Source organism: Cystobacter fuscus DSM 2262 (genome assembly GCF_000335475.2).
GTDB classification, from domain to species: domain Bacteria; phylum Myxococcota; class Myxococcia; order Myxococcales; family Myxococcaceae; genus Cystobacter; species Cystobacter fuscus.
Genome location: NZ_ANAH02000067.1, coordinates 130,434 through 153,355, shown reverse-complemented (window position 1 = coordinate 153,355; position 22,922 = coordinate 130,434). Strand labels below are relative to the sequence as shown.

Annotated in this window: 19 protein-coding genes; 13 read left to right on the top strand and 6 right to left on the bottom strand. The window is 69.6% G+C overall.

The window, feature by feature from the left end; genetic code table 11:
* Positions 1–152: 152 nt before the first annotated feature.
* The 7 genes from glnD to xerD all read left to right on the top strand — a co-directional run bounded on the left by glnD (position 153) and on the right by xerD (position 8,219).
* Positions 153–2,840: a [protein-PII] uridylyltransferase gene (gene glnD / locus D187_RS44615; RefSeq protein WP_002631352.1), complete on the top strand. Its 2,688-nt coding sequence runs from the start codon at positions 153–155 to the stop codon at positions 2,838–2,840.
* 399 nt (positions 2,841–3,239) lie between these two features.
* Positions 3,240–3,707, top strand: a complete 468-nt coding sequence (locus D187_RS44610) for a general stress protein (protein WP_002631351.1) — start codon at positions 3,240–3,242, stop codon at positions 3,705–3,707.
* 39 nt (positions 3,708–3,746) lie between these two features.
* Positions 3,747–4,085: a hypothetical protein gene (locus D187_RS44605; protein WP_002631350.1), complete on the top strand. Its 339-nt coding sequence runs from the start codon at positions 3,747–3,749 to the stop codon at positions 4,083–4,085.
* A 34-nt stretch (positions 4,086–4,119) separates the two neighbouring features.
* Positions 4,120–5,325 (top strand): cation:proton antiporter, encoded by a 1,206-nt coding sequence (locus D187_RS44600; protein WP_002631349.1) that lies wholly within the window; start codon positions 4,120–4,122, stop codon positions 5,323–5,325.
* Positions 5,322–6,620, top strand: a complete 1,299-nt coding sequence (locus tag D187_RS44595) for a cation:proton antiporter (RefSeq protein ID WP_002631348.1) — start codon at positions 5,322–5,324, stop codon at positions 6,618–6,620. The genes D187_RS44600 and D187_RS44595 overlap by 4 nt, the downstream gene beginning before the upstream one ends.
* Before the next feature lie 14 nt (positions 6,621–6,634).
* Positions 6,635–7,249 (top strand): L-threonylcarbamoyladenylate synthase, encoded by a 615-nt coding sequence (locus D187_RS44590; protein WP_002631347.1) that lies wholly within the window; start codon positions 6,635–6,637, stop codon positions 7,247–7,249.
* A gap of 10 nt (positions 7,250–7,259) precedes the next feature.
* The gene (gene xerD / locus D187_RS44585; RefSeq protein WP_002631346.1) at positions 7,260–8,219 is read left to right on the top strand and encodes a site-specific tyrosine recombinase XerD; all 960 of its coding nucleotides are present in this window, start codon (positions 7,260–7,262) and stop codon (positions 8,217–8,219) included.
* Between the two features lie 18 nt (positions 8,220–8,237).
* Here the strand turns inward: xerD and D187_RS44580 are convergent, their stop codons facing one another.
* The 3 genes from D187_RS44580 to D187_RS44575 form a co-directional block, all read right to left on the bottom strand.
* Positions 8,238–9,326: an AI-2E family transporter gene (locus D187_RS44580; protein WP_245591987.1), complete on the bottom strand. Its 1,089-nt coding sequence runs from the start codon at positions 9,324–9,326 to the stop codon at positions 8,238–8,240.
* Positions 9,327–9,509: 183 nt separating this feature from the next.
* Positions 9,510–9,722, bottom strand: coding sequence for a hypothetical protein (locus D187_RS53395; RefSeq protein ID WP_002631344.1), 213 nt, complete (start codon positions 9,720–9,722; stop codon positions 9,510–9,512).
* Positions 9,723–10,074: 352 nt separating this feature from the next.
* On the bottom strand, positions 10,075–10,611 hold the full coding sequence (locus D187_RS44575) for a carboxymuconolactone decarboxylase family protein (RefSeq protein ID WP_002631343.1): 537 nt from the start codon (positions 10,609–10,611) through the stop codon (positions 10,075–10,077).
* A gap of 130 nt (positions 10,612–10,741) precedes the next feature.
* Here D187_RS44575 and D187_RS44570 point away from each other — a divergent pair, with 130 nt between their 5' ends.
* Positions 10,742–11,317, top strand: coding sequence for a MarR family winged helix-turn-helix transcriptional regulator (locus tag D187_RS44570; protein WP_002631342.1), 576 nt, complete (start codon positions 10,742–10,744; stop codon positions 11,315–11,317).
* Positions 11,318–11,718: 401 nt separating this feature from the next.
* Positions 11,719–12,675, top strand: a complete 957-nt coding sequence (locus D187_RS44565) for an efflux RND transporter periplasmic adaptor subunit (protein ID WP_155894023.1) — start codon at positions 11,719–11,721, stop codon at positions 12,673–12,675.
* Here D187_RS44565 and D187_RS44560 read toward each other — a convergent pair.
* Both D187_RS44560 and D187_RS44555 read right to left on the bottom strand, forming a co-directional pair.
* Positions 12,617–15,889 carry a lantibiotic dehydratase gene (locus tag D187_RS44560; protein WP_002631341.1) on the bottom strand — a complete coding sequence of 1,091 codons (3,273 nt, stop codon included), beginning with the start codon at positions 15,887–15,889 and terminating at the stop codon, positions 12,617–12,619. The genes D187_RS44565 and D187_RS44560 overlap by 59 nt on opposite strands.
* Before the next feature lie 12 nt (positions 15,890–15,901).
* A complete protein-coding gene (locus D187_RS44555; protein ID WP_002631340.1) occupies positions 15,902–17,152 on the bottom strand; it encodes a lanthionine synthetase C family protein in 1,251 nt (416 codons plus the stop codon).
* A gap of 248 nt (positions 17,153–17,400) precedes the next feature.
* Here D187_RS44555 and D187_RS44550 point away from each other — a divergent pair, with 248 nt between their 5' ends.
* Together D187_RS44550 and D187_RS44545 are read left to right on the top strand one after the other, a co-directional pair.
* Entirely contained in the window at positions 17,401–18,333 is a 933-nt protein-coding gene (locus D187_RS44550; protein ID WP_002631339.1) for an efflux RND transporter periplasmic adaptor subunit, read from the top strand.
* Positions 18,334–18,339: 6 nt separating this feature from the next.
* Complete coding sequence (locus tag D187_RS44545) at positions 18,340–20,538, top strand: peptidase domain-containing ABC transporter (protein ID WP_002631338.1); 2,199 nt, start codon at positions 18,340–18,342, stop codon at positions 20,536–20,538.
* Positions 20,539–20,687: 149 nt separating this feature from the next.
* On the opposite strand, the gene D187_RS56100 is transcribed toward D187_RS44545, so the two are convergent.
* A complete protein-coding gene (locus D187_RS56100) occupies positions 20,688–20,879 on the bottom strand; it encodes a class I lanthipeptide (protein ID WP_155894022.1) in 192 nt (63 codons plus the stop codon).
* A 553-nt stretch (positions 20,880–21,432) separates the two neighbouring features.
* Here D187_RS56100 and D187_RS56095 point away from each other — a divergent pair.
* Both D187_RS56095 and D187_RS44535 read left to right on the top strand, forming a co-directional pair.
* Positions 21,433–21,711 carry a hypothetical protein gene (locus tag D187_RS56095; protein ID WP_002631337.1) on the top strand — a complete coding sequence of 93 codons (279 nt, stop codon included), beginning with the start codon at positions 21,433–21,435 and terminating at the stop codon, positions 21,709–21,711.
* A gap of 319 nt (positions 21,712–22,030) precedes the next feature.
* Positions 22,031–22,921, top strand: coding sequence for an alpha/beta fold hydrolase (locus D187_RS44535; RefSeq protein ID WP_002631336.1), 891 nt, complete (start codon positions 22,031–22,033; stop codon positions 22,919–22,921).
* Position 22,922 lies beyond the last annotated feature (1 nt).

Below are 22,922 nucleotides of genomic sequence, written 5' to 3'. Positions count from 1 at the left end.
ACCTGAAATGTCGCATGACTGTACAGACGTAAGGAGTCATGAGGGGCGGGATTCGCTACACCGCGTAACCCGATCGGCACTTCCCGCGCTTGGGGACGGGCCCGGACCTGAGCGATGGTGGCCGGGACGATCGACCGGTTCCGAGCCCTCCCATGAGCGTCCCGCCCATCCCGTCTCCCCCCACGGCCACCCACCACGAGACCTTTGGCTCGCTCCCCGTGTTTCCCTCAGGTGGCCCCGCGGATCGTCTGGCCCGTGCCCGGGAGTACCTGCGCGAGGCCTCCGCCCACGTCGAGGCCTTCCACCGTGGCGGCGCCGCGGGCCTGTCCACCAGCCGTCTGCTCGCCGCCGCCACCGACACGCTCGTCCAGGGCCTCTTCTCCGAGCTGTCCGCCGAGCTCGACGCCCCTCCGGGCCTCGCCCTCGTGTCGCTCGGCTCCTACGGCCGCCGCGAGCTGTCCCCCCACTCGGACCTGGATCTGCTCCTCCTGCGCCCCCCGGGCGTCCCCGAGGCCGCCGCCACGCCGCTCGCCCGCGCCTTCCCCACGCTCCTGTGGGACTTGAAGCGCGCCGTCGGCTGGAGCGCCCGCTCGCCCGAGGAATGCATCCGCGCCGCCGACGGTGACCAGACCATCCGCACCGCGCTGCTCGACGCTCGCTTGCTCACCGGCGACGCCGCCACCTTCGCGCTCTTCACCCAGAACGTCCTGCCCCGGCTGCTCACCCACCGCGCCGACGCCTACATCCAGGAGAAGGCCCAGGAGCTGCGCGCCCGCCGCGAGAAGTTCGGCGACTCCGTCTTCCTGCTCGAGCCCAACCTCAAGCAGGGGGAGGGGGGTCTGCGCGATCTGGAGACGGCCCTGTGGATCGCCCGGGTGCGCTTCCACACGCGCGGCCTCACGGGCCTGCTCCAGCAGTCCATCCTCCCGGGCTCGGAGGTGGCGCGCCTCAAGGCCGCACGTGACTTCCTGCTGCGCATCCGCCACCACCTGCACTTCCTGCGCGGACGCAAGGAGGACCGGCTCACCTTCGACTTGCAGGAGGAGGTGGCGCGCTTCCTCGGCTACCAGCAGGGACCCGTGCTGCCCGTGGAGGCCTTCATGCGCGACGACTACCTCGCCGCCAGCGCCATCCGCCAGGCCGCCGACGCGCTCATCGCCCGCTGCGAGGAGCTGAGCGCCGCGCGCCGCGTCTCCTTGCTCCCGGCGCGCCGGCTGGGCCCCTTCCGCGTCTTCCACGGCAAGCTCACCGTGAGCGACTCCACGTTGTTCACCCGCGAGCCTGCCTCGATGCTCGACTTCGTGCGCACCGCCGAGGAGCACGGCCTGTCGCTCTACTCGTGGGCCCGGGGACAGGCGGTGCAGGCCCTGCCCGCGCTGGAGGCCGCCCGCGCCACGCCCGCCGTCACCACCGCCTTCAAGGCCCTCTTCGCCCGGCCCGGCACCCGGGGCGAGCTCCTCTTCGAGCTGCATGACATGGGGCTGCTCGGCGCGGTGGTGCCCGAGTTCGGCCGCGTCACCGCCCACCACCAGCACGACCTGTACCATGTGTACACCGTCGACGTGCACACGCTCTTCGCCGTGCGCCGCCTCTACTCCCTGCGCGCCGGAGAACTCGTGGCGCAGGAGCCCGAGCTGTCGCGCGAGATGCGCGAGCTGACGGACCCGCTCCCGCTCTACCTGGGCATGCTCCTGCACGACGCGGGCAAGGGCATGGGGGGCGACCACTCGGAGAAGGGCCGCCTGTTGATGGTGGCGCTCGGCGAGCGGCTGGGCCTCACCGCGCGCCAGCGCGAGGTGGCCGAGTTCCTCGTGAAGGAGCACCTGGCGATGAGCCACACCGCGCAGCGCCGGGACCTGAGCGATCCGGCGCTCATCGCCGACTTCGCCCAGCGGGTGGGGGACGTGGAGAAGCTCACCTGTCTCTACCTGCTCACCTGGGCGGACATCAGCTCGGTGGGGCCGCGCATGTGGACGGCGTGGAAGGGGCAACTGCTGCGCGAGCTGTATGACAAGACGCGCGCGCACCTGGTGGGCCGGAGCGCGCCCACGGGCGGACCGCTCGTGCGCGAGCGCTTCCACGCGCGCTGGGCCCGCGTGCTCGGCGAGGCGCGGGCACGCGAGCTGGAAGGCAGCCTCCCGGAGCGCTACTTCCTCGGGACGGATCCCGCGCGCGCCACGCTCCACGGCCGGCTGCTCGCCCGGGCCGCACGCCAACCCCTGGCCGCCGCCTTGCGCCACCACCCGGACGCGGGCTCCAGCGAGCTCACCCTCGCGGCCCGGGACAGACCGGGTCTGCTCGCACTGCTCGCCGGCGTGCTGTCCGCCCACCGCATCGACATCCTCTCCGCGCGCATCGTCTCCACCTCGGATGGGCTGGCGCTGGACGTGTTCGACGTGCGGCCGCCCCAGGGACAGCGCCTGGAGCGCTCGCGCTGGCGTCAGGCCCGGGCGGACCTCCTGCGGGTCCTCACGGGCGCGGCCTCCATCGAGGAGGTGCTGCGCCGGCGCCGCGCGGGCTCGCTGCCGCAGCGGCACCTGCCCCCCGTGACGCCCCGGGTGACGGTGGACAACCGCGCCTCGCGGGACTTCACCGTGGTGGATGTCCTGGCGCGCGATCGCGTGGGCCTGCTGCACGCCATTGCCTCGGCCCTCACGCGCTCGGGAGCGAGCATCGCCCTGGCCAAGGTGTCCACCGAGGCCCACCGCGCCATGGACTCGTTCTACGTCACGCGGGAGGGCGCCCGGGTGGAAGGAGCGGGCGAGGAGGCGGCGCTCGTGGACGCCATCACCGCCGCCCTCGAGGCCCTGGAGCACGAGGGCTCCGCCCCGCGGCACTGAGCGTTCCCGGACGGCTCCTGGGGCCCGTGGCGGACGGGAAGGCGAGCCCTCTCCGGGCCGCCCGCCCGAGTGTCCGGATTCCAAGCCAGAGCTCGCCGGGGCCGTTACCCCTGTCGTGATCGCCCGCCTGTGGGGGCCGAGGTGGGAGATCTATCGGGAATCCACAACGCGGGCTGGTGTGTTCTCAACATTGAAGCGTCCAGGCGGACAGGCCGTAGTCTGGCGTGCATGGAGGGCTTTTGGGCGCAAGCTCCTGGAATCATTGAGGTTTCAGGTGCTTCTCTCAGGTTGTGAACGGCTGGCGGAGTACAGAGCTTGCTTGCATCGGGGCGCCTCCGTCCCAAGTTTTCAAGCAAGGGGCACCCGCGTGGGGACGGGGCAACGCAGGAGGAGACGGACATGCAACAGGACAAAGACAACAAGGGCAGCATGACGGTGGCTGAGGCGGGGCGTAAGGGCGGAGAGACCGTGCGCAACGAGCGAGGTCGCGAGTTCTACGAGACCATCGGCCGCAAGGGCGGCGCGACGGTGAAGGCCGAGCGCGGCCGCTCGTTCTACGAGGAGATCGGCCGTAAGGGCGGCGAGACGGTGAAGGCCGAGCGCGGCGCCAAGTTCTACGAGGAGATCGGCAAGAAGGGCGGAGACCGGGTGAAGGCCACGCGGGGACCGAACTTCTACGAGGAGATTGGCCGCAAGGGTGGGCAGAAGGTGAAGAAGCTCATCGAGGAAGGCAAGCGCGCGGCGCGTGCACTGCAAGAGGCCCAGGCGGGCGCGGCGGCGGCTCCAGCGGCTCCGGCGGCTCCGGCGGCCGAGGAGGAGCGTGCGCCCGTGGCGGCTGACGAAGCCACCCCGGAGCGCACGGAGTAGCGTGACGGGAGGGGCACGGACCGGGTAGACACCGGAGCCGTGTACCTCTTGCTCGCTTTTCTCGACCATGTGGACCAGCCTGAACGAGCCATCCGGCGGTTCCGGGATTTTGGGATTCCCGAGCCGCTGGTCGTCCGGGCCCGGAGCGCCGCGGCCACGTTGTCGGCGGAGGTTCCCGTCTTCGCGGGCCTGCGCGGACTCGCGCTCGGGGCGGACGAGGACAAGCTGATCCTCGTGAGTGTGCTGCAGTCGCTGCCCACCGAGGAGGTGGAGCGGCTGGTGCAGCGCGTGCAGTTGGAGATGGACGCGGATGATCCACCGATGGGCCGGCTGGTGGCCCTGCCGGTGATTGGAGCGCCCCTGCATCGACGGGAGTGACGGCGCGCGTCCGGCGGTGTTAAGCACCCGAGCCGTGCAGGCCCTGCTCGTTCTTCTCGCCATCTCGGCGCTGTCGCTGTTGGCCTCCCACCGCCGGGTGCTCGAACCGAGCCATTCGCCGGTCCTGGTCCAGCTCGTCGCCAGTGGTTTGCTCTTCCTCGCCCTGGGCGCGGTGTTGGGGCCGGATCTGGTGGGGTTGCTGTCCTGGGGGGACTTGAACTCGCTCCAGCCGCTGCTGTCCCTGGGCCTGGGCGTGGCGGGGATGAGCGTGGGGTTGGATCTGGAGCCGCGGCTCTTGCGGCTGCTGCCGCGCGAGGTGTACGCGGCGGCACTGGCGCACTCCGGGACGGCGTTCCTGTGGGTGGCGTTGCCCCTGGCCGGGCCCCTGCTGTTCACGCTGGGGGTGCCGCCGGGCAAGGCGGTGGGGGCGGCGGCGCTGCTGGGCGCGGCGGCGAGCCTGTCCTCGGGGCACTTCGCGGTGTTGGGCTACCGCAGTGGGCGCATGGAGCGGCGCACGGGGCTGTCCGTGGCGCTGCTCACCATGTTGGACGATCTGGTGGGCCTGGGGGTGCTCATGGTGGCGCTCACCTTCGGCGCGGCGGCGCATCCCGGGGAGGGGTTGGGGCTGGTGGCGCTCGCGCTGCTGCTGGGGGTGGCGTGTGGCGGGCTGATCGCCATCCTCATGCAGGGGCTCAACGATCAGGGCGAGCTGATGGCGGTGCTGCTCGGCGGGGTGGCGCTCGTGTCCGGGGCGTCGGCCTACCTGCGCGTCTCCACGCTGCTGACGGGGGTGGCGTGTGGGGCCACGCTGGCGCTGGTGGGCGGCCGGGCGGTGCGGGGGGCGGCGCGCGTGCTCGGCCGCTTCGAGCGGCCCGCGTACCTGCTGCTCATCTTCCTGGTGGGGGCGCACGTGCAGCCGCGCGACGTGCTCGCGTGGGCGCTGGTGCCGGCGTACCTGGGACTGCGCTTCCTCGGCAAGGTGATGGGGGGCGCGCTCGCGCAGCGCATCGCCGGGCAGACGCTGGCGCTGCCGCCGCGGCTGGGCTACGCGCTCATCGCCCAGGGCGGGCTCGCGTTGTGCCTGGTGGTGGAGTACCTGGTGCTGGTGCCCGGGCCCCTGTCGCAGCGGGTCTTCGACGTGGTGGTGGCGGGGGCGCTCATCAACGAGGTGCTCGGCCACTGGGCCTTCAACCAGGTGCTCTCGCCCATCACCTCGCGGATGCGCGGAGGGCTGCGATGAAGCCCGCGTTGATGCGCCTGCTGCTGTTGCTGGTGCTGCTGGCGGCGATCTCCCGGGCCCAGTTGTGGCGGGTGGACACGGGCACGTCGGTGGCGCTGGCCGCCGGGGCGCTGCTGTTGTGTGGCCTGTTCGCGGGCAAGGTGGCCAAGGGCGTGGGGCTGCCCCGGCTCACGGGCTACCTGCTGGTGGGCGTGGTGGTGGGGCCCTACGCGCTGGGCTTCATTCCCGGCGCGGGGGTGAAGGGGTTGGAGCTGGTCAAGGGGCTCGCGGTGAGCCTCATCGCGCTGGTGGCGGGCACGGAGTTGGAGTGGGGGCTCATCCGCCGGGTGGGCACCAAGGTGGTGACGCTGTGCTGCCTGGTGTGCGGCATCACCTTCCTGGTCATCTTCGGCGCGCTCCTCGCGCTCCGGCCGTGGCTGCCCTTCCTCGCGTCCATGACGCTGGCGCAGGCGCTGGCCGTCAGCGCGCTCATCTCCATGGTGGTGGTGTCCTTCTCGCCCACCGTCACCATCGCCATCGTGCAGGAGACGGCCGCGCGCGGCCCCTTCACCGAGTTCCTCATGGCGCTCGTCATCATCGGCGACCTGGTCGTCATGGTGGGCTTCGCCGTGGCGGCGGGACTCGCGCGGGCGAGCTTCGGCGGCGGGTTGGACGTGGGCGGGCTCTTGAGGGGGGTGGGGTGGGAGTTGTTCGGCTCCATGGCGGTGGGCGCCGTGCTGGCGCTGTGCCTGCTGGTGTACATGCGGCAGGTCAAGCGCGAGCTGCCCCTGTTCCTGGTGGGGCTGTGCTTCGCCTCGGCGGAGGCCGGCGCGCGCCTGCACCTGTCGCCGCTCATGGTGTCGCTGTCGGCCGGCGCGCTCATCGTCAACCTGGATCCGCGCGAGGGCGAGCGCATCCACCATGCCATCCAGCGCGCGGGCCTGCCCATCTTCGCGCTCTTCTTCGCCGCGGCCGGCGCGGGGCTCAAGCTGGACACGCTCCTGCTGGTGGGGCCGGCGGCGATGCTGCTCGTGGTGCTGCGCGCCGTGGCCATCTACGGCTCGTGCCGGCACTTCGCCCCGGTGGAGGATCCCCGGCTGCGGCAGAACCTGTGGATGGGACTCATCTCCCAGGCGGGCGTCACCTTCGGTCTCGCGGCGCTCGTCTCGCGCACCTTCCCCACCTTCGGCCCCCAGGTGGAGGTGCTCATCGTGGCGATGATCACCGCGCACGAACTCATCGGCCCCGTTCTCACCCGGCGGGCCATCCAGCGCAGCGGCGAGTCCCACGTGGATGAGTCGCCGGGCGCGGCCTAGCGGAGACACACCCCATGGCGCCAGTGGCACCCATCCTCGAGGTCAACGCGGAGCACCCCCAGCCCCGGCACGTGCAGCGCGCCGTGGACATCCTCTCCGGCGGCGGCGTCATCGCCTACCCCACGGACACCTACTACGGCCTCGGGTGCGATCTCGGCTCGAAGAAGGGCATTGAGCGGCTGTACAAGCTCAAGGGGCGGGATCGGAAGAAGCCCCTGTCCATCCTGTGTCCGGATCTCTCGGACGTGGCGAAGTACGCGCACGTGAGCAACTTCGCCTACCGGACGATGAAGGGGCTGACGCCCGGCGCCTTCACCTTCATCCTCGAGGCCACCCGGCTCGTCCCCGAGGTGATGATGTCCAAGCAGAAGCAGGTGGGCATCCGGGTACCGGACTCGGAACTGGCGCGCGCGCTGGCCGCCGGGCTGGGCCGTCCCCTCGTCACCACCTCGGCCACGGACGCCGAGGGCGAGCCGCTCACCGACGCGCGGAGCATCAAGGACGCGCTCGGCCACGGGTTGGATCTCATCCTCGACGCGGGGGTGACGCTGCTGGAGGCCAGCACGGTGGTGTCGCTCATCGGCGATCAGCTCGAGGTGCTGCGCCAGGGCAAGGGCCAGCTGGACTGAGGGGCGCGGCATGGAAGCCTATCTGGATGCGTTCATCGCCTTCATCCGCGCGGAGCGGGGGCTGTCGGGCAAGACGGTGGACGCCTACGCGGCGGACCTGGCGGTGTACTTCGCGGAGCTCAAGCAGCGGGGCCTCACCCAGCCCGAGCGCGTCACGGCCGAGGACATCCTCCGCCACCTGTCGGCGCTCAACGCCCGGGGACTGTCGCGCCGCAGCCAGGCGCGGCACCTGGCCGCCATCCGCGGCTTCCACCGCTTCCTGGTGGCCGAGAAGTACCTGGAGAAGGACGCCACCGAGGACATCGACACGCCCCGCTCGGCGCGCAAGCTGCCCGTCTTCCTCACCCTGGAGGAGGTGGAGCAGTTGCTCGCCGCGCCCGAGGAGCACACCCCCGTGGGCCAGCGCGACAAGGCCATGCTGGAGGTGCTCTACGCCACGGGCCTGCGCGTGAGCGAGCTGGTGGGGCTGGGCATCAACGACATCCAGTTGAGCGCGGGCTACCTGGTGGCCAAGGGCAAGGGCTCCAAGGAGCGCATCGTCCCGGTGGGCTCCATCGCCGCGGAGAAGGTCCAGGCGTACCTGGAGGGCGCGCGGCCGGTGCTGCTGGGCAAGCACGAGTCCAAGGCCCTCTTCGTCACCCCTCGGGGAGACGGCTTCACCCGGCAGGGCTTCTGGAAGCTGCTCAAGCGCTACGCGCTCAAGGCCGGCATCCGCAAGCCGCTGTCGCCGCACAAGCTGCGCCACTCGTTCGCCACGCACCTGGTGGAGCGCGGCGCGGACCTGCGCGCGGTGCAGGCCATGCTGGGCCACGCGGACCTGGCCACCACGCAGATCTACACCCACGTCAACAGCGCCCGCCTGCGCGCGGTGTATGACCATGCCCATCCCCGAGGGGACGACGTGCGCGGACGGGGCGGCGGAAGCATGGGCGGCAAGGCGCCCGCGCGCAAACCCGCCCGGAAGACGTAGTCCCAGACACGCTTCGCGTCAGGGCACGGGTACGCGGTCGCCGAGCTTCTCGCGGCGGATGAGCAGCAGCTCGCGCAGGATGATCTGCGCGGTCGCCATCAGCGGCACCGCCATCACCGCGCCGATGATGCCCGCGAGCTCCCCGAAGAAGACCACCGCGAACAGGGTGAGCAACGGGTTGACGTGCACCGTGCGCCGGAAGACGAGGGGCGCGAGCACGTTGCCCTCCGTCACCCCGTAAAGGACGAAGTAGACGAAGACGAGCAGGGCCTTCCAGGCGCCCGCCGTGGCGAGCGTCAGCAGGGTGACGAAGCCGCCCGCGACGATGGGCCCCGCGTAGGGCACGAGGCTGGAGAAGCCGCTCGCGATGCCCAGGGGCAGGAAGAAAGGCATGCCGAGCACGGCCAGGCACGTGGAGGTCAGCAGGGCGTTGATGCTGCAGATGAGGGTGAGGCCGCTCAGGTAGCCGCCCGTCGCGCTGTACACCTTCTCCAGGACGCGCTCGTAGCGGGGCCGACGCTCGGGCAGCGCCTGCGAGAGGATCCGCTGGACGAGCCCCGGGCCGAAGACGAGCATGAACACCATCAGGAAGATGACGGTGATGGTCGCGCCCACCAGGCTGAAGGCCCCGGTGACGGCCTCGAGCAGGGGGGGCAGCGCGCCCGAGGCCAGTCCGGCCGGATTCTGGTCCTTGCGCTGGAGCTGATTCAGGACATCGAAGCGCTGATCCACCAGCTTGAAGAACCGCGAGGTGCGCACCTTCTCGATGAGCTCCGGTGCCTCGTTGGCCAGCGCCTCGCCCTGGGTGATGGCGGCCGGAATGACGATCAGCGCGAGCGCCGTCAGGACGACCAGCACCGTGGCGAGCACCACGGCGATGGCGGAGCTCCGTTTGAACCTCGCGCGTTGGACGAGCAGGCTCACCAGGTGATCCAACGCCATGGCGAACAGGGCGGCGAGTCCCGTGAGGATGAGCGCCGCCTCCGTCTTGACGATGAGCACCGCGAACACGGCCACCGCGAGCACGGCGAAGCACACGGTGAAGGCGGTCTTGAGGGTGACTTGCGACGGTTGTCCGACCGACGACTCGATGTCCGCGTCCGCCACGTGCACCTACCCCCTCGCCCCAACACGTCCCCAGTGCCCAGAGTGTGTCCGGACTCGGGCGGCGGCAACAATCGCCCGTCCGCCTGACCGCCCCCCGAGCGTCTGGAGCGCTTCCGGGCGAAGGTGGCCCACCGCGCCTCTACACGCAGGCGGTCACCGCACCGGCAGGCGATGGTCCAACTGCTAGTCGTCGTAATAGTACCCCCCGTAATACCCTCCGCGGCCGCCTCGACCACCCCGGCCGCCTCGACCACCCCGGCCACCTCGGCCATCTCGACCACCCCGGCCACCTCCGTAGTTCCCACCGGCGACCTGTTCCAGGGCCTCATCCGAGAGGCTCTGGAGGCCCTCCGTGTTCGGGTTGGGCTTCTTCGGGTCCATCTCGTTCTCGTTCATGATCCTGCTCCTTTTTGAGGACGCCGCCGGAATTGGCTGCACTTCAGATCTAGAAACCGTGGACAAGACAAACAAGTAACGGGTCAATTGATAAGGGCTTGTCCGAGGGAAAAACCGGGATGGGAGCGAGGAGGGGGAAGGGGTGAAGCGAGGAGACGGTGGAGACAGGCAGGAGGTGCCTGTCTCTGCTGGCTCGCCTGTGCTCGCCTGCCGGAATTTCCCCGTCTGCTCTTTCATGTCCATCGCCGCCCTCTCCTTGGCGGTTGCGAACATGCTCACGTCTCTGCTTTCACGTCACGACCACGAGCATCTGCCCGCGTCACGTGGATGCAGCCCCCGCGCGCACAGGCCTTCAGGCCACCTTGGGGAAGTCCACCTCGGTGCCGGCGACCACGTTGAGGTAGTTGGTGAGCACGTTCTGCGCGACCGCGGTGATGACCTCGACGAGCTCCGCGTCCGTGAGGCCCGCCTGGCGAGCGGCGGCGAGCTGCCTGGCCGTGTCCGCGCCATGCGTGCGCACGATGGCCAGCGCCAGGTCGAGGATGGCCTGCTCCCGCGGATTCGCCGCGCGGCCGGAGCGGAAACCGGCGAGTTCATCGGCCGGGACGCCCTGGAGCTTGCCGAGCGCCGTGTGCGCCGACAAGCAGTAGGTGCAGCGGTTGGCCTCGGCCACGGCGATGGCGATGGCCTCCTGGGTGCGCGCCGGGAGCGACGCCTTCCCCATCGCGCCGAAGTAGCCGGCCACCGCCTCGAGCGCCGCGGGCGAGTGGGCGAACGTCGCGAACATCTTCGGCACGCCGCCGAACTTCACCTTGAGTGCCTCCAGCGTGGGCTTGGACGCCTCGGGGGTCGTGGCGGGGGTGACGGGGGTAATGGCGATCTGGGACATGGCGTTGCTCCTGAAGGGAGAGGGGTCGGGGCCAGGGAGGCCTCGGCCGGTCGATTGGTTTCGACTCGATACCAAATAGGAGCCTTGGGTTCTCTTGTCAAGACGGTTTGGTGTCGATACCTTTCTCGCCATGAGTGCCGGATCCCTGTACACGCTGCTCGAGCGCATCACGAACCTGCTGCGCAACGAGGAGCGCGCCGTGGGGCAGGAGCATGGGCTGCAACCGGTGCACCTGCAGGCGTTGCACTACCTCTCGGTGTGCAACCGCTACAGCAACACCCCCGCGGGGCTCACGGAGTACCTGGGCCTCACCAAGGGGACGGTGTCGCAGACGATGACGTTGCTGGAGGGCAGGGGGCTGGTCGAGAAGGAGAGCAGCAGCACGGATCGCCGCGTCACCCATCTCCACCTGACGGGGGAAGGCCGAGCCCTGCTGGGGGCGCTGCTGCCCCCCGCGCTCTTCTTCCGCACCGTGGAGGAGCTGCCGGACGGTGGCAGCGAGCTGGAGGCCTCGCTGACGGGCCTGCTCCGGGCCCTGCTGGTCGCGCACGGTCAGCCGAGCTTCGGGGTGTGCGCCTCCTGCCGTCACTTCCAGCGGGAGGCGCAGGGACGCTTCCGCTGCGGGTTGACGCAGGAGCCACTCAGCCGCGCGGACAGCGCGCTGCTGTGCCGGGAGCACTCGGCCCCGGACATGTCGGCGTCCTGAGCTCGTCCGGAGATGTTGGCACCCTACTCGGAGGGTGAACGTGACGACGGTTTTCCACGAATAGTCTACACCCCATTTGATGCTCCTCAGTCACTCTTATCCGCAGACTCCGCGACGACTGGACCGCCACGCGCGGCGGTCGCGCGGCATGGAAGCAGTTCGCCGATTCCTCTCGTCCGCCAGCAAATGATGGGCGACGAGGCCCGGGCGGTGTTTTGACTTCGTACACCCACTTGAGCCACCTCGCCGAGTTCGGGCGCCTGGAACTCCAGCGCTTCTGCGTGGATCTCCCGCCCCCGGGGGGCACCCTTTCCGTCACGAGCTGAGCAGCCCGGGCCTTCATCCGTCCAGGGCGTGACGGGTGTCGCCCCGGCGGGGGGCGCGGAGATTGACTCCCTCGGGTGCGGAGACAGAACCTCACCGCCATGCGCACCATGGCCGCGGTGCTTGGTTTCTCGGTACTGGCCGGGTGCTCCGACCAGGTGGAAAGACAGAGCGTAGCCACTCCCCCGGAGAAACCGGCCCCCAGCGCCGAGCCCTCTCCCGAGGGTTCCTCCCAGGGTGAGCGCTTCCTGGGCGTAGTGCTTGGCAACGAAATGGTGGAGATCATCGCCCCGTTCGAGGGCCAGGTGGCACGCCTCGGCGTCCAGCCGGGGGATCGCCTCAAGGCGGGAACGCTCCTGGGGAACATGGCGCTGGAGCAGTTGCGCAGCACGGAGCGGATGGCCCAGGCCCAGCTCGAACAGGCGGAGGCCGATCAGAAACGGGTCGAGGTGGAGGCGCACACCGCCACCGAACGGCTCCAGCGCTACCTGAAGCCCCCCACGGGCGTCCTCTCCGCCGATGAAATCGCCAGTGCACGGAACGAACAGAAGACCGCGCGCTCCCAGGTGGCCGCCGCGCGAGCGCTCATCCACGAGCGGCAAGCGTCGCTCGCGCAGATCCGCCAGCGGCTCGAGGAGGCGGTGTTCCGCGCGCCCTTCGACTGCGTGGTGGCGATGCGCTACCTGGATCCCGGCACCCGGGTCCAAGCCGGAGCGCCCATCCTGCGGCTCATCCAGGCGGGCCGCTTCCGGGTCCGCTTCGCGCTTCCGGAGGCGCACAGCGGCAGGGCCACCGTCGGCCTCCCGGTCCGCGTCTTCCTCCCCGCCCTGGACAAGGAGTTCCCCGGGAGGCTCGAGAGCATCTCCCCCGAGGTGGACACGCCCTCCCGGATGATCTTCGCGCTGGCCATCCTGCACTCGTCCGACGATGCCGTCCGGGCAGGCATGATGGCTCGCGTGTCACTGGCGGACGGGCTCAGTCCCCCGGCGCCGCCTTCCACTGGCGGGCAGCCAGGGAAGAATAGTGGCGAGTGAGCAACTCGTAGAGGACCAGCTCCTGCGCGCGCGCCGCTGACCGGGCCATGCGGTTGGCATGCATGTGCAGGAAGTTCTCGGCCAGCTCGGAGATGGAGAGGCTCAGCTTCCCCGCCGCCTCCAGCCCCTTCAACCCCGCGGCGATGGGCACCAGCCTGTCGGAGCGCCGCTGGAGCACCTCCAGCCCCTTGGCCAGAACGGGGTTGCCCGCTCTCCTGGAACCCAGCAGCTCCTCCAGGCCCCGGCGCTCCTCGCGGAAGCGCTCATTCATCCGCCGCTCGACGGCGCGATCGACCTGGAACTCCCGGCCAAAGCCCTCGCGCGAGGCGTTGACGACCGCGAGCCGGGCCTCCAACCCGAGCCCCAGGTCCGAGAGCAGCAGATCCATCCCGCACAACAGCAGCCGCCAGCGCGCGTCCGCTCCCGCGTCTCCCGGGAGCAGCGCGAGGAGCTCCAGCACCGCCTCGCTGTCCACCTGGAACAGTTGCTCGGCGAGGAGGATGGCCTCCGGTCCGCCGTAGCGCTCCACCTCGCGCTCGTAGGTGTCGAGCTGCACCTTCCACAGGAGCTGCTCCTGGTGGAGCGGCGCGAGCGCGCCGGACAGCTCGCCGGCCAGCTCCCTCATGCGCGCGGGGGTGCCGTGGAAGCGCAACCGCAGGTGCCAGTCCGGATCGCCATAGCGGATGAAGAACCACCCATCCGCCGCCCCCGAGCCGAGCGCGGCTTTCACCAGCGAAGCCACCGTGCCGGTGAGGAGGCGGTCCGCCGTGGCCGCGCCGGTGTAGAGCTTGAGGTACAGCCAGTCCGAGCCGGGGAGGAAAACGCGGGCCGGGCTGGAGGGCCGCGGCTCCTGCGCGGGGCGGCCCGGGCCCACCGGGAGGCGCGCGGACTCCTTGGGGCGGGAGCGGACGAAGGGCACCACCAACTCATGGACGAAGCGGCCCTCGGGGCCCTGCGCGCCCAACGCGTCCGGCCCCGGGAACATCTCCACCAGCGTCGCCAGGGGCCGACCCTTGAGCTGCTGGACCAGCGTCTCGATGGCGAGCACGTTGTCCAGATCGATGGGCAGCAGGCTCTCCTCGTCCCCCAGCGTGACGAAGCGGGGCATGCGCCGCTCGGCCCGGAGCGCCTGGACGGCGGCGAAGCGTTGGGCTCCCTCCGCCTTGCCGAGCCCCTCCAAGGTGTCGCGCCCGAGGTTCCATCTGGCCAGACTGAGCACCAACCGCCCATGGGTGACCCTCGGCAGGAAGCCGGCGCCGGCCAGCGGACCCCAGTCCCACATCAGTCCGCTCAGGTGCTGCTGGTACTGCAGGGTGCAGAGGAAACGGTAGAGCCCGAGGTTCTGGAACTGGAAGTTGTGCGCGTTGGTCATCCGGGGAAGGACCTCGCGCCCCAGCCGCGCCGAGCGCAGCACGATGCGCGAGTCCTGGACGGAGACTCTCAGGTCGGACGCCTCGATCTGCCGTTCGCGCGGAGCACCGGACCTCCCCAGGTAGGGGATTTCGTACCCACGCAGGACCGGGCGGGCGAGGATGTTGCCGACCCGGCCCTGGGGCAGGTGGACGATCTCCGCGAACACCGCGTCCCGCCGGAGCGCCTCCTCGGCCCGCAGCAGCTCCTCCACCTTGCGGTGGAGCAGGGAATCCCCGTGGCAGAAGCGGCCCAGGAGGTTGGCACCCAGGGCGGTGGCTTCCTGGAGCAGGAGCTGGAAGCGCCCCCGGGCGAGCGCCTCCTCGGACTCCGCCGCCACGGCCGCCACCACCGCGAAGGAGTCCGGGAGGGGCTGGCGCTGCTTGTTCGCCAGGCGCTCGACGAACGTGTCATCCAGCTCGAGAACCTGGCGTCCCGTGCACAGGTGCTCCTCCCACTTGCGCAGGAGGACGGCCTCGCGCTCGCCGAAACTGGCGCCCGCGGCCTCGCCGGCCGCCCCGCCCAGGACCAGCCCGGCCAGCAGCGGTGCCACCTCGGCGCTCGGGACGTTGGCGGGGTTGAAACCGATGCCCGCCTCGGCATCCAGTGCCTCCAGCAGGGGGACCTCGCGCCCCTCGTACCGCAGGGTGAACGCCTCACGGAAGCGCTCCAGTTCTTGCGGCGGCGACGCGGGGGCGAGCCGGTACAGCAACTGGACGCCGCGCTCCAACTCGCGGACCACCTCCCGTCCCAGCACGGCCTCGGGGGCGGGCTTGACCATGTCCACCTGGAACAGCCGCGGCAGCTCGACGGGCGCGGGAAGCCCCGAGAGCATTCGGGCCACTTCCAGGTAGCGCTCGCTCGGCGCGCCGAGCCCACCGTCATCCAGTTGCTCGAGGGCGGACTGGACCGGGAGCAGGGCGTCGGCGAAGCGTGCTCCGCCGGGGAGCCGTTGAAGTTGGGAGAGCAGCTCGGGGAGCGCTTCCGGTCCGGTCACCGGGGGCGAGAACTCGGGCACCAGGAGCTGGCTGTCGATCAGCTCCTCGACGTACTCCTCCGCCTCGGCGAGGTCGAGCTCGGGATCCCCCTCGACCAGCGCACGCGCCAGCACCTCGGGCGAGGCGCCTTCCCGGGCGCGGGCCAGCGTGGCCTCCAGGTACCCGGTCGGCTCGACCGCCACCAGGTGGTACGATCGGGCCTTCTCGCTCATCCGTCCCTCGGCGTAGCGCAGCCGGCCACACGCGCGGTACAGGCTGGTGCTGGGCCGATAGAGGATGGACCGGCGCAACTCGGGCACTCGAGAGAGGGCCTCCGCGAGCAGGCAGGCGTAGTCCATGTCCAGGCGGGTGTGGCGCCGGTAGTCGGCGCGAGGGCCGATCCGCAGCCGCGTCCGCTCACCCAGCTCGCCCACGGAGCAACCCGCGAACAGTCCGAAGGGGGTGGGTCGCCCCGCCATGCGGAGCACGTAGCGCACCACGCTGTGCTCGACCTTCACTCCGCGCTCGCTCTCCGGTTGTCGCTCCCAGAGGCCCAGGCACTCATGGAGGCTCGGCGAGGCCACGAAGAGGGCCTCGCGCACCTCCGGCCGCCGCAGCCATTCGCCCAGGCGTGCCCGGAGGAGGGCCTGGTCCCGGCGCAGCGCCGGCTCGAGCCCCGGGGCGCCCGGCTGGAAGCGCGGGGCCTCCAGCCCCTCCCCCCACCTGATCAGCTCCTCGAAGGGCAACAGGGGCGTGCGCAGCGCGAAGAACCCCGCTGGGGAGAACGCGAACGCCTGGGACTTCTCCTTGGAAGGGGAGTGGTTCATGGGCGTGCGAGATCAGTCGGGGATGGAGGCCAGGAGCATGCCGTCCCAGGTGGGAGGCAAGGGGTGACATGCCGCCAGCAGGGTCAGCGCGATCCCGGCGGCGCCTTCGAGCAGGGTCCCATCCAGCTCCCCGCCCATCTCCGTGTCCGCATCCTCATCGCTCTTCGGATACCAGGAGAGGTAGCCGGCCAGGCCTTCCCCGGGACGTCTCATCTCCAGCGTCTGGGCGAACCACGCGGTGGCCGCCTCCTTGAACACTGGCTCCCGAGAGGATTGGTAGAGCCGGTTGTAGAGATGCCCGAGGCCGGCGGAGCCATGGCAGATGGCCGCGTTGCGCACCCCGGCCTGCGCCATCGGGCGCCGTGCGGCCTCGCGAGCGATCTCCAGCGACACCCGCTCGAGCTCGCCGTCCGACAGCGCTCGGGCGGCGATCCGCAGGCAGACGACGGCGCCGGGGTCTCCGTAACACCAGGCGGAGCGAGCGGGCTCGGAGGGAATGCCCGGCGCGACACAGGCGGGGAAGCGAGCCCCCGGGCTGTCGGGCAACACGTTCGCCAGGAGCCAGCGTGCCCCTCCCATGGCGAGCTCGCGAGCCTTCCGTTCGGAGACTCCCGCCCGGGCGATCAGCCCCAGCAGGGCCACCGCCGCGGGCACCCCGTGCGCGACGCCGAGGTTGAAGTATCCCTCGCGATACACAGCCGCCTGCGCCTCCGGCAGATGCCGCGCCGGGGTCCACCACGACAGCCCTGGCCCGGCGGGAGTGGAGCACTCCTCCAAGCGGGCCACGATCTCCTCGAGACATCGGACCGCCACCGGACGGGGCATCCGCTCGAGTGCATAGATTCCCAGGCCGATCAGCCCGAAGACCAGATCGTAGTCCACGTTCCACGGATGCCGGGAGACCAGGCCCAGCAGCACCTCGTCGATCTCCTCGAGGCCTTCGCTCGAAGTGATTCCCATCGTCCCGAGTCTCGAGATGGACCAGGCGATCCCGGAGAATCCAACATACAGCCACGGCGGGAGCGGTAGCTCCTCGAGCGCGGACGCGGCCTCCAGGATGAATTGCTCCGCGTAGGCCCGGTGGCCCTGCTGGGGTTGCGCCCGGTCCAGCTCGGCGAACAAGAAGGCCAGTCCCGCCAGACCTCCCGAGAGCGTCGGCCCCTCCACCCCCTGGCGCTCGCGTAGCGCCCCCGCGATCTCCTCGACGGTCCGCAGCGCACGCTCCCGCAGAGAACCCTCGAGCAGCGTCGTCCATCCCGTCATGAAAGCCTGCCTCCGCCGCGCTGGACGACGTCCTCTGTTCCGGCCTCCCATTCAATACAGTCTTTTCCTCACGCGGGCGATGCGGCAACAGGGCGGGTGTTGATGTCTTTTGCAACACCCCCATCGCCCGGAAATGCACACGGTTTCCCGCCCGACACGCGGGTGCACCCCGGAACGAGGGCGAAACCCCCCTGCATAGGCTGTCCAGGCGTGCATTCCCTATCCATCTTCGAGGTGGACATCTCCAGATGGCAGAGCACGATCGGATATTCCGGAAAGAGGCGCTCGATTATCAGGCTGGAGCCAAGGAGCAGGGAAGCGTCCTGCGGCTCTCTCCCTCGTGGACACGCTGGGGCTTCTGGCTCCTGCTGGCGGTGGTCGGCTTCTATGTCGCGTTCGGAATATTTGGATGGATCTCCCAATACGCGACCGGTCCGGCGGTGGTGCGGATGGAGGACCGGCTGGAGGTGACAGCGCTCTCGGCGGGGCGGGTCACCTCGGTGGAGGTGCATCCAGGACAGCGCGTGAAGGAGGGGCAGATCCTGGCGCGCTTCTTCGCCGGGCCGGAGCAGGCCAGCCTGGAGCGCTACGAGCACGAGTTCGAGCTGCTCCTGATGCAACGGATGAGGGATCTCACGAACGAGGCGGTGAGCCAGGCCCTGAACTCGCTGCGTGCGGAGATGGAACTGGCGAGGTTCCAGCTCGAGCAGCGCCTAGTGCGGGCGCCCCATGCGGGGGTGGTGAGCGACGTGCGGATCCGGCGCGGCCAACACCTCACCGAGGGGGAGATGGTGGTCGCTCTGGTGCAGGAGGACTCACCCATGCAAGTCATCGCGATGCTTCCCGGCGGGTCCCGCCCGCTCCTCGCCAAGGGAGGAACGATGCGCCTGGAATTGGAGGGTTTCAAATATCAATACCAGGAGCTGATCATCGACCAGGTCGGGGATGCGCTGGTGGGGCCGGAAGAGGTACGCCGGTACCTGGGCCCGGAGCTGGCGGAAAGTCTGACGGTCAATGGGGCCGTGGTGCTGGTGCGAGCCCACGCCCCCTCCCGGTTCTTCGAGGCGGATGGCAAGCGGCTCGCGTACTTCGACGGAATGCTGGGCACGGTCGATGCGCGGGTGAAGTCGGAGCGCATCCTCCTGACCATCATCCCCGGATTGAAGACCCTGTTCCACTGACACGCCATGCTCAGCCCACTCCATTCCCTGCTGGAACGATTCCCGGAGTTGCGCCGGCTGGGTCTGCCCGCACGCCGCAGGCGGATTCCCCAGCTCCAGCAGATGGATGCCAGTGATTGTGGCGCGACCTGTCTGGGCATGGTGCTCTCGTACCATGGCAAGGTGGTGCGCCTGGAGGACATCCGCCAGGTTCTCGGCGCGGACCGGGACGGCGCGACCGCGCTGGCCATCCTCAAGGCCGCCCGCTGGTATGGGCTGCGTGGCCGCGGGGTAACCCTGGACGTGGAGGACCTCGACTACCTCCCGGCGGGCGCCATCCTCCACTGGGAGTTCCGCCACTTCGTGGTCTTCGAGCGCCTGGGCAAGGGCTGGGTCGACGTGGTGGATCCAGAGCTGGGCCGGCGGCGGGTGCCGCTCGACCAGTTCCGCCGGTCGTTCACGGGCGTGGCCCTGCTGCTGGAGCCTGGCGACACCTTCGTGCAGGAGAAGGGCCAGAAGCTGCCGATCCGGCGTTACCTGGAGCAGCTCCTGCTTCAATCGGGGATGCTGCCCCGCATCCTCCTCGCCTCCCTGCTGGTGCAGCTCTTCGCCCTGGGGCTGCCAGCGCTCACCGGGGCCATCACGGACAGGGTGGTGCCCCGCGGCGACTACCATCTGCTGCTCGTGCTGAGCGTGGCGATGGGCTCGCTGATCTTCTTCCAGTTCCTGGCGTCGATGGTGCGCTCCTATCTGTTGCTGCATCTGCGCACCGAGCTGGATGCGCGCATGACGCTGGGCTTCGTGGAGCACCTGGTGGAGCTGCCGTATGTGTTCTTCCAGCGCAGGCCGGTGGGCGATCTCCTCAACCGCCTCAGCAGCAATAGCACCATCCGCGAGATGCTGACCTCGGGGGTGCTCTCAGGCCTGCTGGATGGCTCCCTGGTGATCCTGTTCCTGGGGGGGTTGTTCATCGTGAACGTGCCCCTGGCGGTGCTGGCGCTGGGGCTCGCGACACTCCAGGTGGGCGTGCTCGCCTGGAGCTGGCGGCGGCAGGCGGAGTTGATGGCCCGCAGCCTGGAGGCGTCGGCGAGATCCGAGGCCTACGAGGTGGAGTTCCTCACCGGCATGGAGACCTTGAAGGCGATGGGGGGCGAGCACCGGGCGGTGGACCGCTGGTCGGGGCTGTACGTGGATGTGCTCAACATCTCGCTCGAGCGTGGACGGCTCGACACCCTGGTCGACTCGCTGCTGAGCACCCTGCGGATGGGAGCACCGCTCGTCACCCTGTGCTTCGGATCCTGGCAGGTGCTCCGTGGAGTGCTCAGTCTGGGCAGCATGCTGGCGCTCAACGCGCTGGCAGTGGGCTTCCTGGGGCCGCTCGGAAACATGGTCTCCACGATGATGCAGTTGCAGCTGCTGGGCAGCTACCTCGCTCGAATCCATGACGTGATGGATACACCTCCCGAGCAGCCGGCGGGCAGGGCGCGCCGGGCGCACAAGCTCACGGGGCACATCTCCCTGGAGAAGGTCTCGTTCCGCTACGGCCCCCACGCGCCCCTGGTGGTACGCGACGTGTCGGTGGAAATCCAACCCGGGCAGCGCGTGGCCATCGTGGGCCGCTCGGGGGCGGGCAAGTCCACCCTCGCCAACCTGCTGCTCGGCATGTACCGCCCCAGCTCGGGACGCATCTTGTACGACGGGACGGACCTGTCGGAGCTGGACCTGCGCTCGGTCCGCCAGCAGGTGGGAATCGTCCTGCAGAACCCGGCCCTGTTCAGCGCGAGCATCCGCTCCAACATCACCCTGGCGGACCCCACCCTTCCCCTGGAAGCCGTGGTGGAGGCCGCCAGGCTGGCGCAGATCCACGAGGAGGTGCTCGCCATGCCCATGGGCTACGAGAGCCTTCTGCTGGATCGCGGGACCTCGCTCTCCGGCGGTCAGCGGCAGCGGCTCGCGCTCGCCCGGGCGCTGGTCCGCAAGCCCGCCATTCTGCTGCTGGACGAGGCCACCAGCTCGTTGGATGCCATCACCGAGAGCAAGGTCAACCATGCACTGACAACCCTCGAGTGCACACGCATCGTGATTGCCCACCGGTTGAGCACTGTCACTGGCGCGGATCTGATCCTCACCCTGGAGGATGGCGCCCTGGTGGAGGCGGGGACGCACCAGCAATTGCTCGCCCGCAAAGGAATCTATGCCACGCTGGTGGCGGCCCAGCTGGGTTGAACATCCCCACGGCCGCAGCCTCCCTCGCGCGGAAGAATCCTCGAACGCCAGGAACTGCGTTCAGGAACACGACACTGCCGGCGGTGAGTCGCACTGCGCCTCTACACGCAGGCGGTCACGGCGCCGGCAGGCGGATAGCTCAGCCGCGCCTAGTCGCGGCACCTGTCGCCATAGCGGCGCTGCGAGGGGCGGTTGCAGCCGCGGTAGTCGCGGCGGGAATACCCACGATCCCTATCATCGCCCCTTCTTTGGCCACCAGCGACCTGTTCCAGGTTCTCATCCGAGAGATTCCGGATGGTCTCCCTGTTCAGGCTGAGCCTCTTCGGATTCATCTCGTTCATGATCCTGCTCCTTCCTGGTGACGCTGCCAGCATTGGCAGCACTTCTGACTTAGTACTCGCGGACACGACAGACCAGTAGGGCTCGACTGATGAGGGCTTGCCCGAGGGGAACACCGGGATGGGAGCGAGGAGGGGGAAGGAGTGAGGCGAGGAGGGGGAAGGAGTGAAGCGGGGCAAGAGCGAGAGGGGATGGAGCCGACGTGCTGGGGGCAGCCCGGACACAAGCCTCGACAGCTCCCCCAGGAGGACGACCTCGGTCTCGACGACGCTGTCGACTACGGCGAGACCCGCGGACCGGACAGGGCAGTTCCGCAAGAGGCAGTCGCCGGAACGCGGTACCGTCCTCGGAGATGCGATTGGTGGCGGCGTGGAGTTCCTCCTCGGCGGACCCGCGGGCGCGCTGGGCCTTGGCGTGGCATGGCGCCTCGACTCCTGGCTCCTCATGGAAGTGGCGCCACGCCCACGGTCTGACACAGTGAGGGCATGCACGCCCAGACGCAGCATGGCCGAGCGTGTCGAAGTCCCACCCGTGGAACCCAGGAGCGTGTCCCTCATGCGAATTCCTCTCCCCCTCGTTGCTGCCTTCGTGGGTCTCGTCGTCTCGGTGTCGGGTTGCGGCGGTACGTACGAGCCCGAGCAGGCGCCGGTGACCGAGTCCGCCCCCGCCGATGAGCAGCTCCCCGAGGGCAGCGTCACGCAGCAGGCCATCTGCTCGATGCTGTGGACGTGCAACTACAGCCAGTGGTACGGCAGCGAGGCGAATTGCACGGCGGCCTGCGGCAGGCCCTGCACTCGCGACTACCGCTGTAATGGCACCTGCGTCTGTCCGTGAGCCAGCGCTGAAGGCGAGGCCGGGGGGGACCGGTAGTCTCCCTCGGCCCCCGCGATGGGAAATGGCGCCCCCGGTTCCTGCGTGAATGGAGCCGTGCGCTCCCTCCGCAATCCACGTCCGCGGGGGCGGTAGTCACGCACGACGAGGGGAGAGGAGGTGGTCTGTCCCATGCGCGTAGCCTGACATCGATGGGTCCGGGCGACAGCTTCAGCGGCGATTCTTGCGTAAAGCGAAAGACTGAATTCAAGGCGAAGCACATTCTTCCGCGAGGGGAGGGGAACTAGATCTGTCCTCGTCAACGCAACCCACGGAGAACAACATGTCCGCCACCACTTCGATCCCCCTTCCCGTCACCCACCATCGGACCACGAAGGTCGGGGGTCTGGAGATCTTCTATCGCGAGGCGGGGCCTGCCGATGCGCCCGTGGTCGTGCTGCTGCACGGCTACCCCAGCTCGTCGCACATGTACCGCAACCTGATCCCCGCGCTGGCGGATCGCTACCATGTGATCGCGCCCGACCTTCCCGGCTTCGGTCTGTCGGCGATGCCCTCGCGCGAGGCGTTCACGTACAGCTTCGCGAGCTACGCGGAGATCATCGACGCCCTGCTCGAGCAGCTCGGTGCGAGGCGTTACGCGCTCTATGTCATGGATTATGGCGCGCCGACGGGCTTCCGGCTCGCGCTCAGGCATCCCGAGCGGGTGACGGCGCTCATCACCCAGAATGGCAACGCCTATGAAGAGGGACTCCAGGCCTTCTGGGATCCCATCAAGGCGCTGTGGGCCGACAATTCACCCGAGCGTCGCGACGCGGTGCGGCCCTTCATGACGCTCGAGGGCACCCGGTCCCAGTATGTCGATGGCGTCAAGGATGTGTCCCGCCTCGATCCGGCGGCCTGGCTCCATGATCAGCTCTTCCTGGATCGGCCGGGCAACATCGAGATCCAACTGGAGCTCATCTACGACTACCGGAACAACGTGGTGCTCTATCCGAAGTTCCAGGAGTTCTTCCGGACGTACCAGCCGCCCACGTTGATCGTCTGGGGCGCCAACGACAACATCTTCCCGGCCGAGGGCGCGAAGGCCTTCCTGCGTGATCTGCCCAATGCCGAGCTGCACCTGCTGGACAGCGGCCACTTCGCCCTCGAGGACAAGGCCGACGAGATCGTGCCGCTGATGCGTGACTTCCTGGCGCGCCACCTGCAGGCCTGAA

What these genes read in the sequence shown, in the direction of transcription:
- D187_RS44555 (WP_002631340.1), bottom strand. Translation starts at nt 17,152, where the DNA reads ATGACGGGATGGACGACGCTGCTCGAGGGTTCTCTGCGGGAGCGTGCG.
- D187_RS44570 (WP_002631342.1), top strand. Translation starts at nt 10,742, where the DNA reads ATGAGTGCCGGATCCCTGTACACGCTGCTCGAGCGCATCACGAACCTG.
- D187_RS44535 (WP_002631336.1), top strand. Translation starts at nt 22,031, where the DNA reads ATGTCCGCCACCACTTCGATCCCCCTTCCCGTCACCCACCATCGGACC.
- D187_RS56100 (WP_155894022.1), bottom strand. Translation starts at nt 20,879, where the DNA reads ATGAACGAGATGAATCCGAAGAGGCTCAGCCTGAACAGGGAGACCATC.
- D187_RS44610 (WP_002631351.1), top strand. Translation starts at nt 3,240, where the DNA reads ATGCAACAGGACAAAGACAACAAGGGCAGCATGACGGTGGCTGAGGCG.
- D187_RS44595 (WP_002631348.1), top strand. Translation starts at nt 5,322, where the DNA reads ATGAAGCCCGCGTTGATGCGCCTGCTGCTGTTGCTGGTGCTGCTGGCG.
- D187_RS44590 (WP_002631347.1), top strand. Translation starts at nt 6,635, where the DNA reads ATGGCGCCAGTGGCACCCATCCTCGAGGTCAACGCGGAGCACCCCCAG.
- xerD (WP_002631346.1), top strand. Translation starts at nt 7,260, where the DNA reads ATGGAAGCCTATCTGGATGCGTTCATCGCCTTCATCCGCGCGGAGCGG.
- D187_RS44560 (WP_002631341.1), bottom strand. Translation starts at nt 15,889, where the DNA reads ATGAACCACTCCCCTTCCAAGGAGAAGTCCCAGGCGTTCGCGTTCTCC.
- D187_RS44545 (WP_002631338.1), top strand. Translation starts at nt 18,340, where the DNA reads ATGCTCAGCCCACTCCATTCCCTGCTGGAACGATTCCCGGAGTTGCGC.
- D187_RS44575 (WP_002631343.1), bottom strand. Translation starts at nt 10,611, where the DNA reads ATGTCCCAGATCGCCATTACCCCCGTCACCCCCGCCACGACCCCCGAG.
- D187_RS56095 (WP_002631337.1), top strand. Translation starts at nt 21,433, where the DNA reads ATGCGAATTCCTCTCCCCCTCGTTGCTGCCTTCGTGGGTCTCGTCGTC.
- D187_RS44550 (WP_002631339.1), top strand. Translation starts at nt 17,401, where the DNA reads ATGGCAGAGCACGATCGGATATTCCGGAAAGAGGCGCTCGATTATCAG.
- D187_RS53395 (WP_002631344.1), bottom strand. Translation starts at nt 9,722, where the DNA reads ATGAACGAGAACGAGATGGACCCGAAGAAGCCCAACCCGAACACGGAG.
- glnD (WP_002631352.1), top strand. Translation starts at nt 153, where the DNA reads ATGAGCGTCCCGCCCATCCCGTCTCCCCCCACGGCCACCCACCACGAG.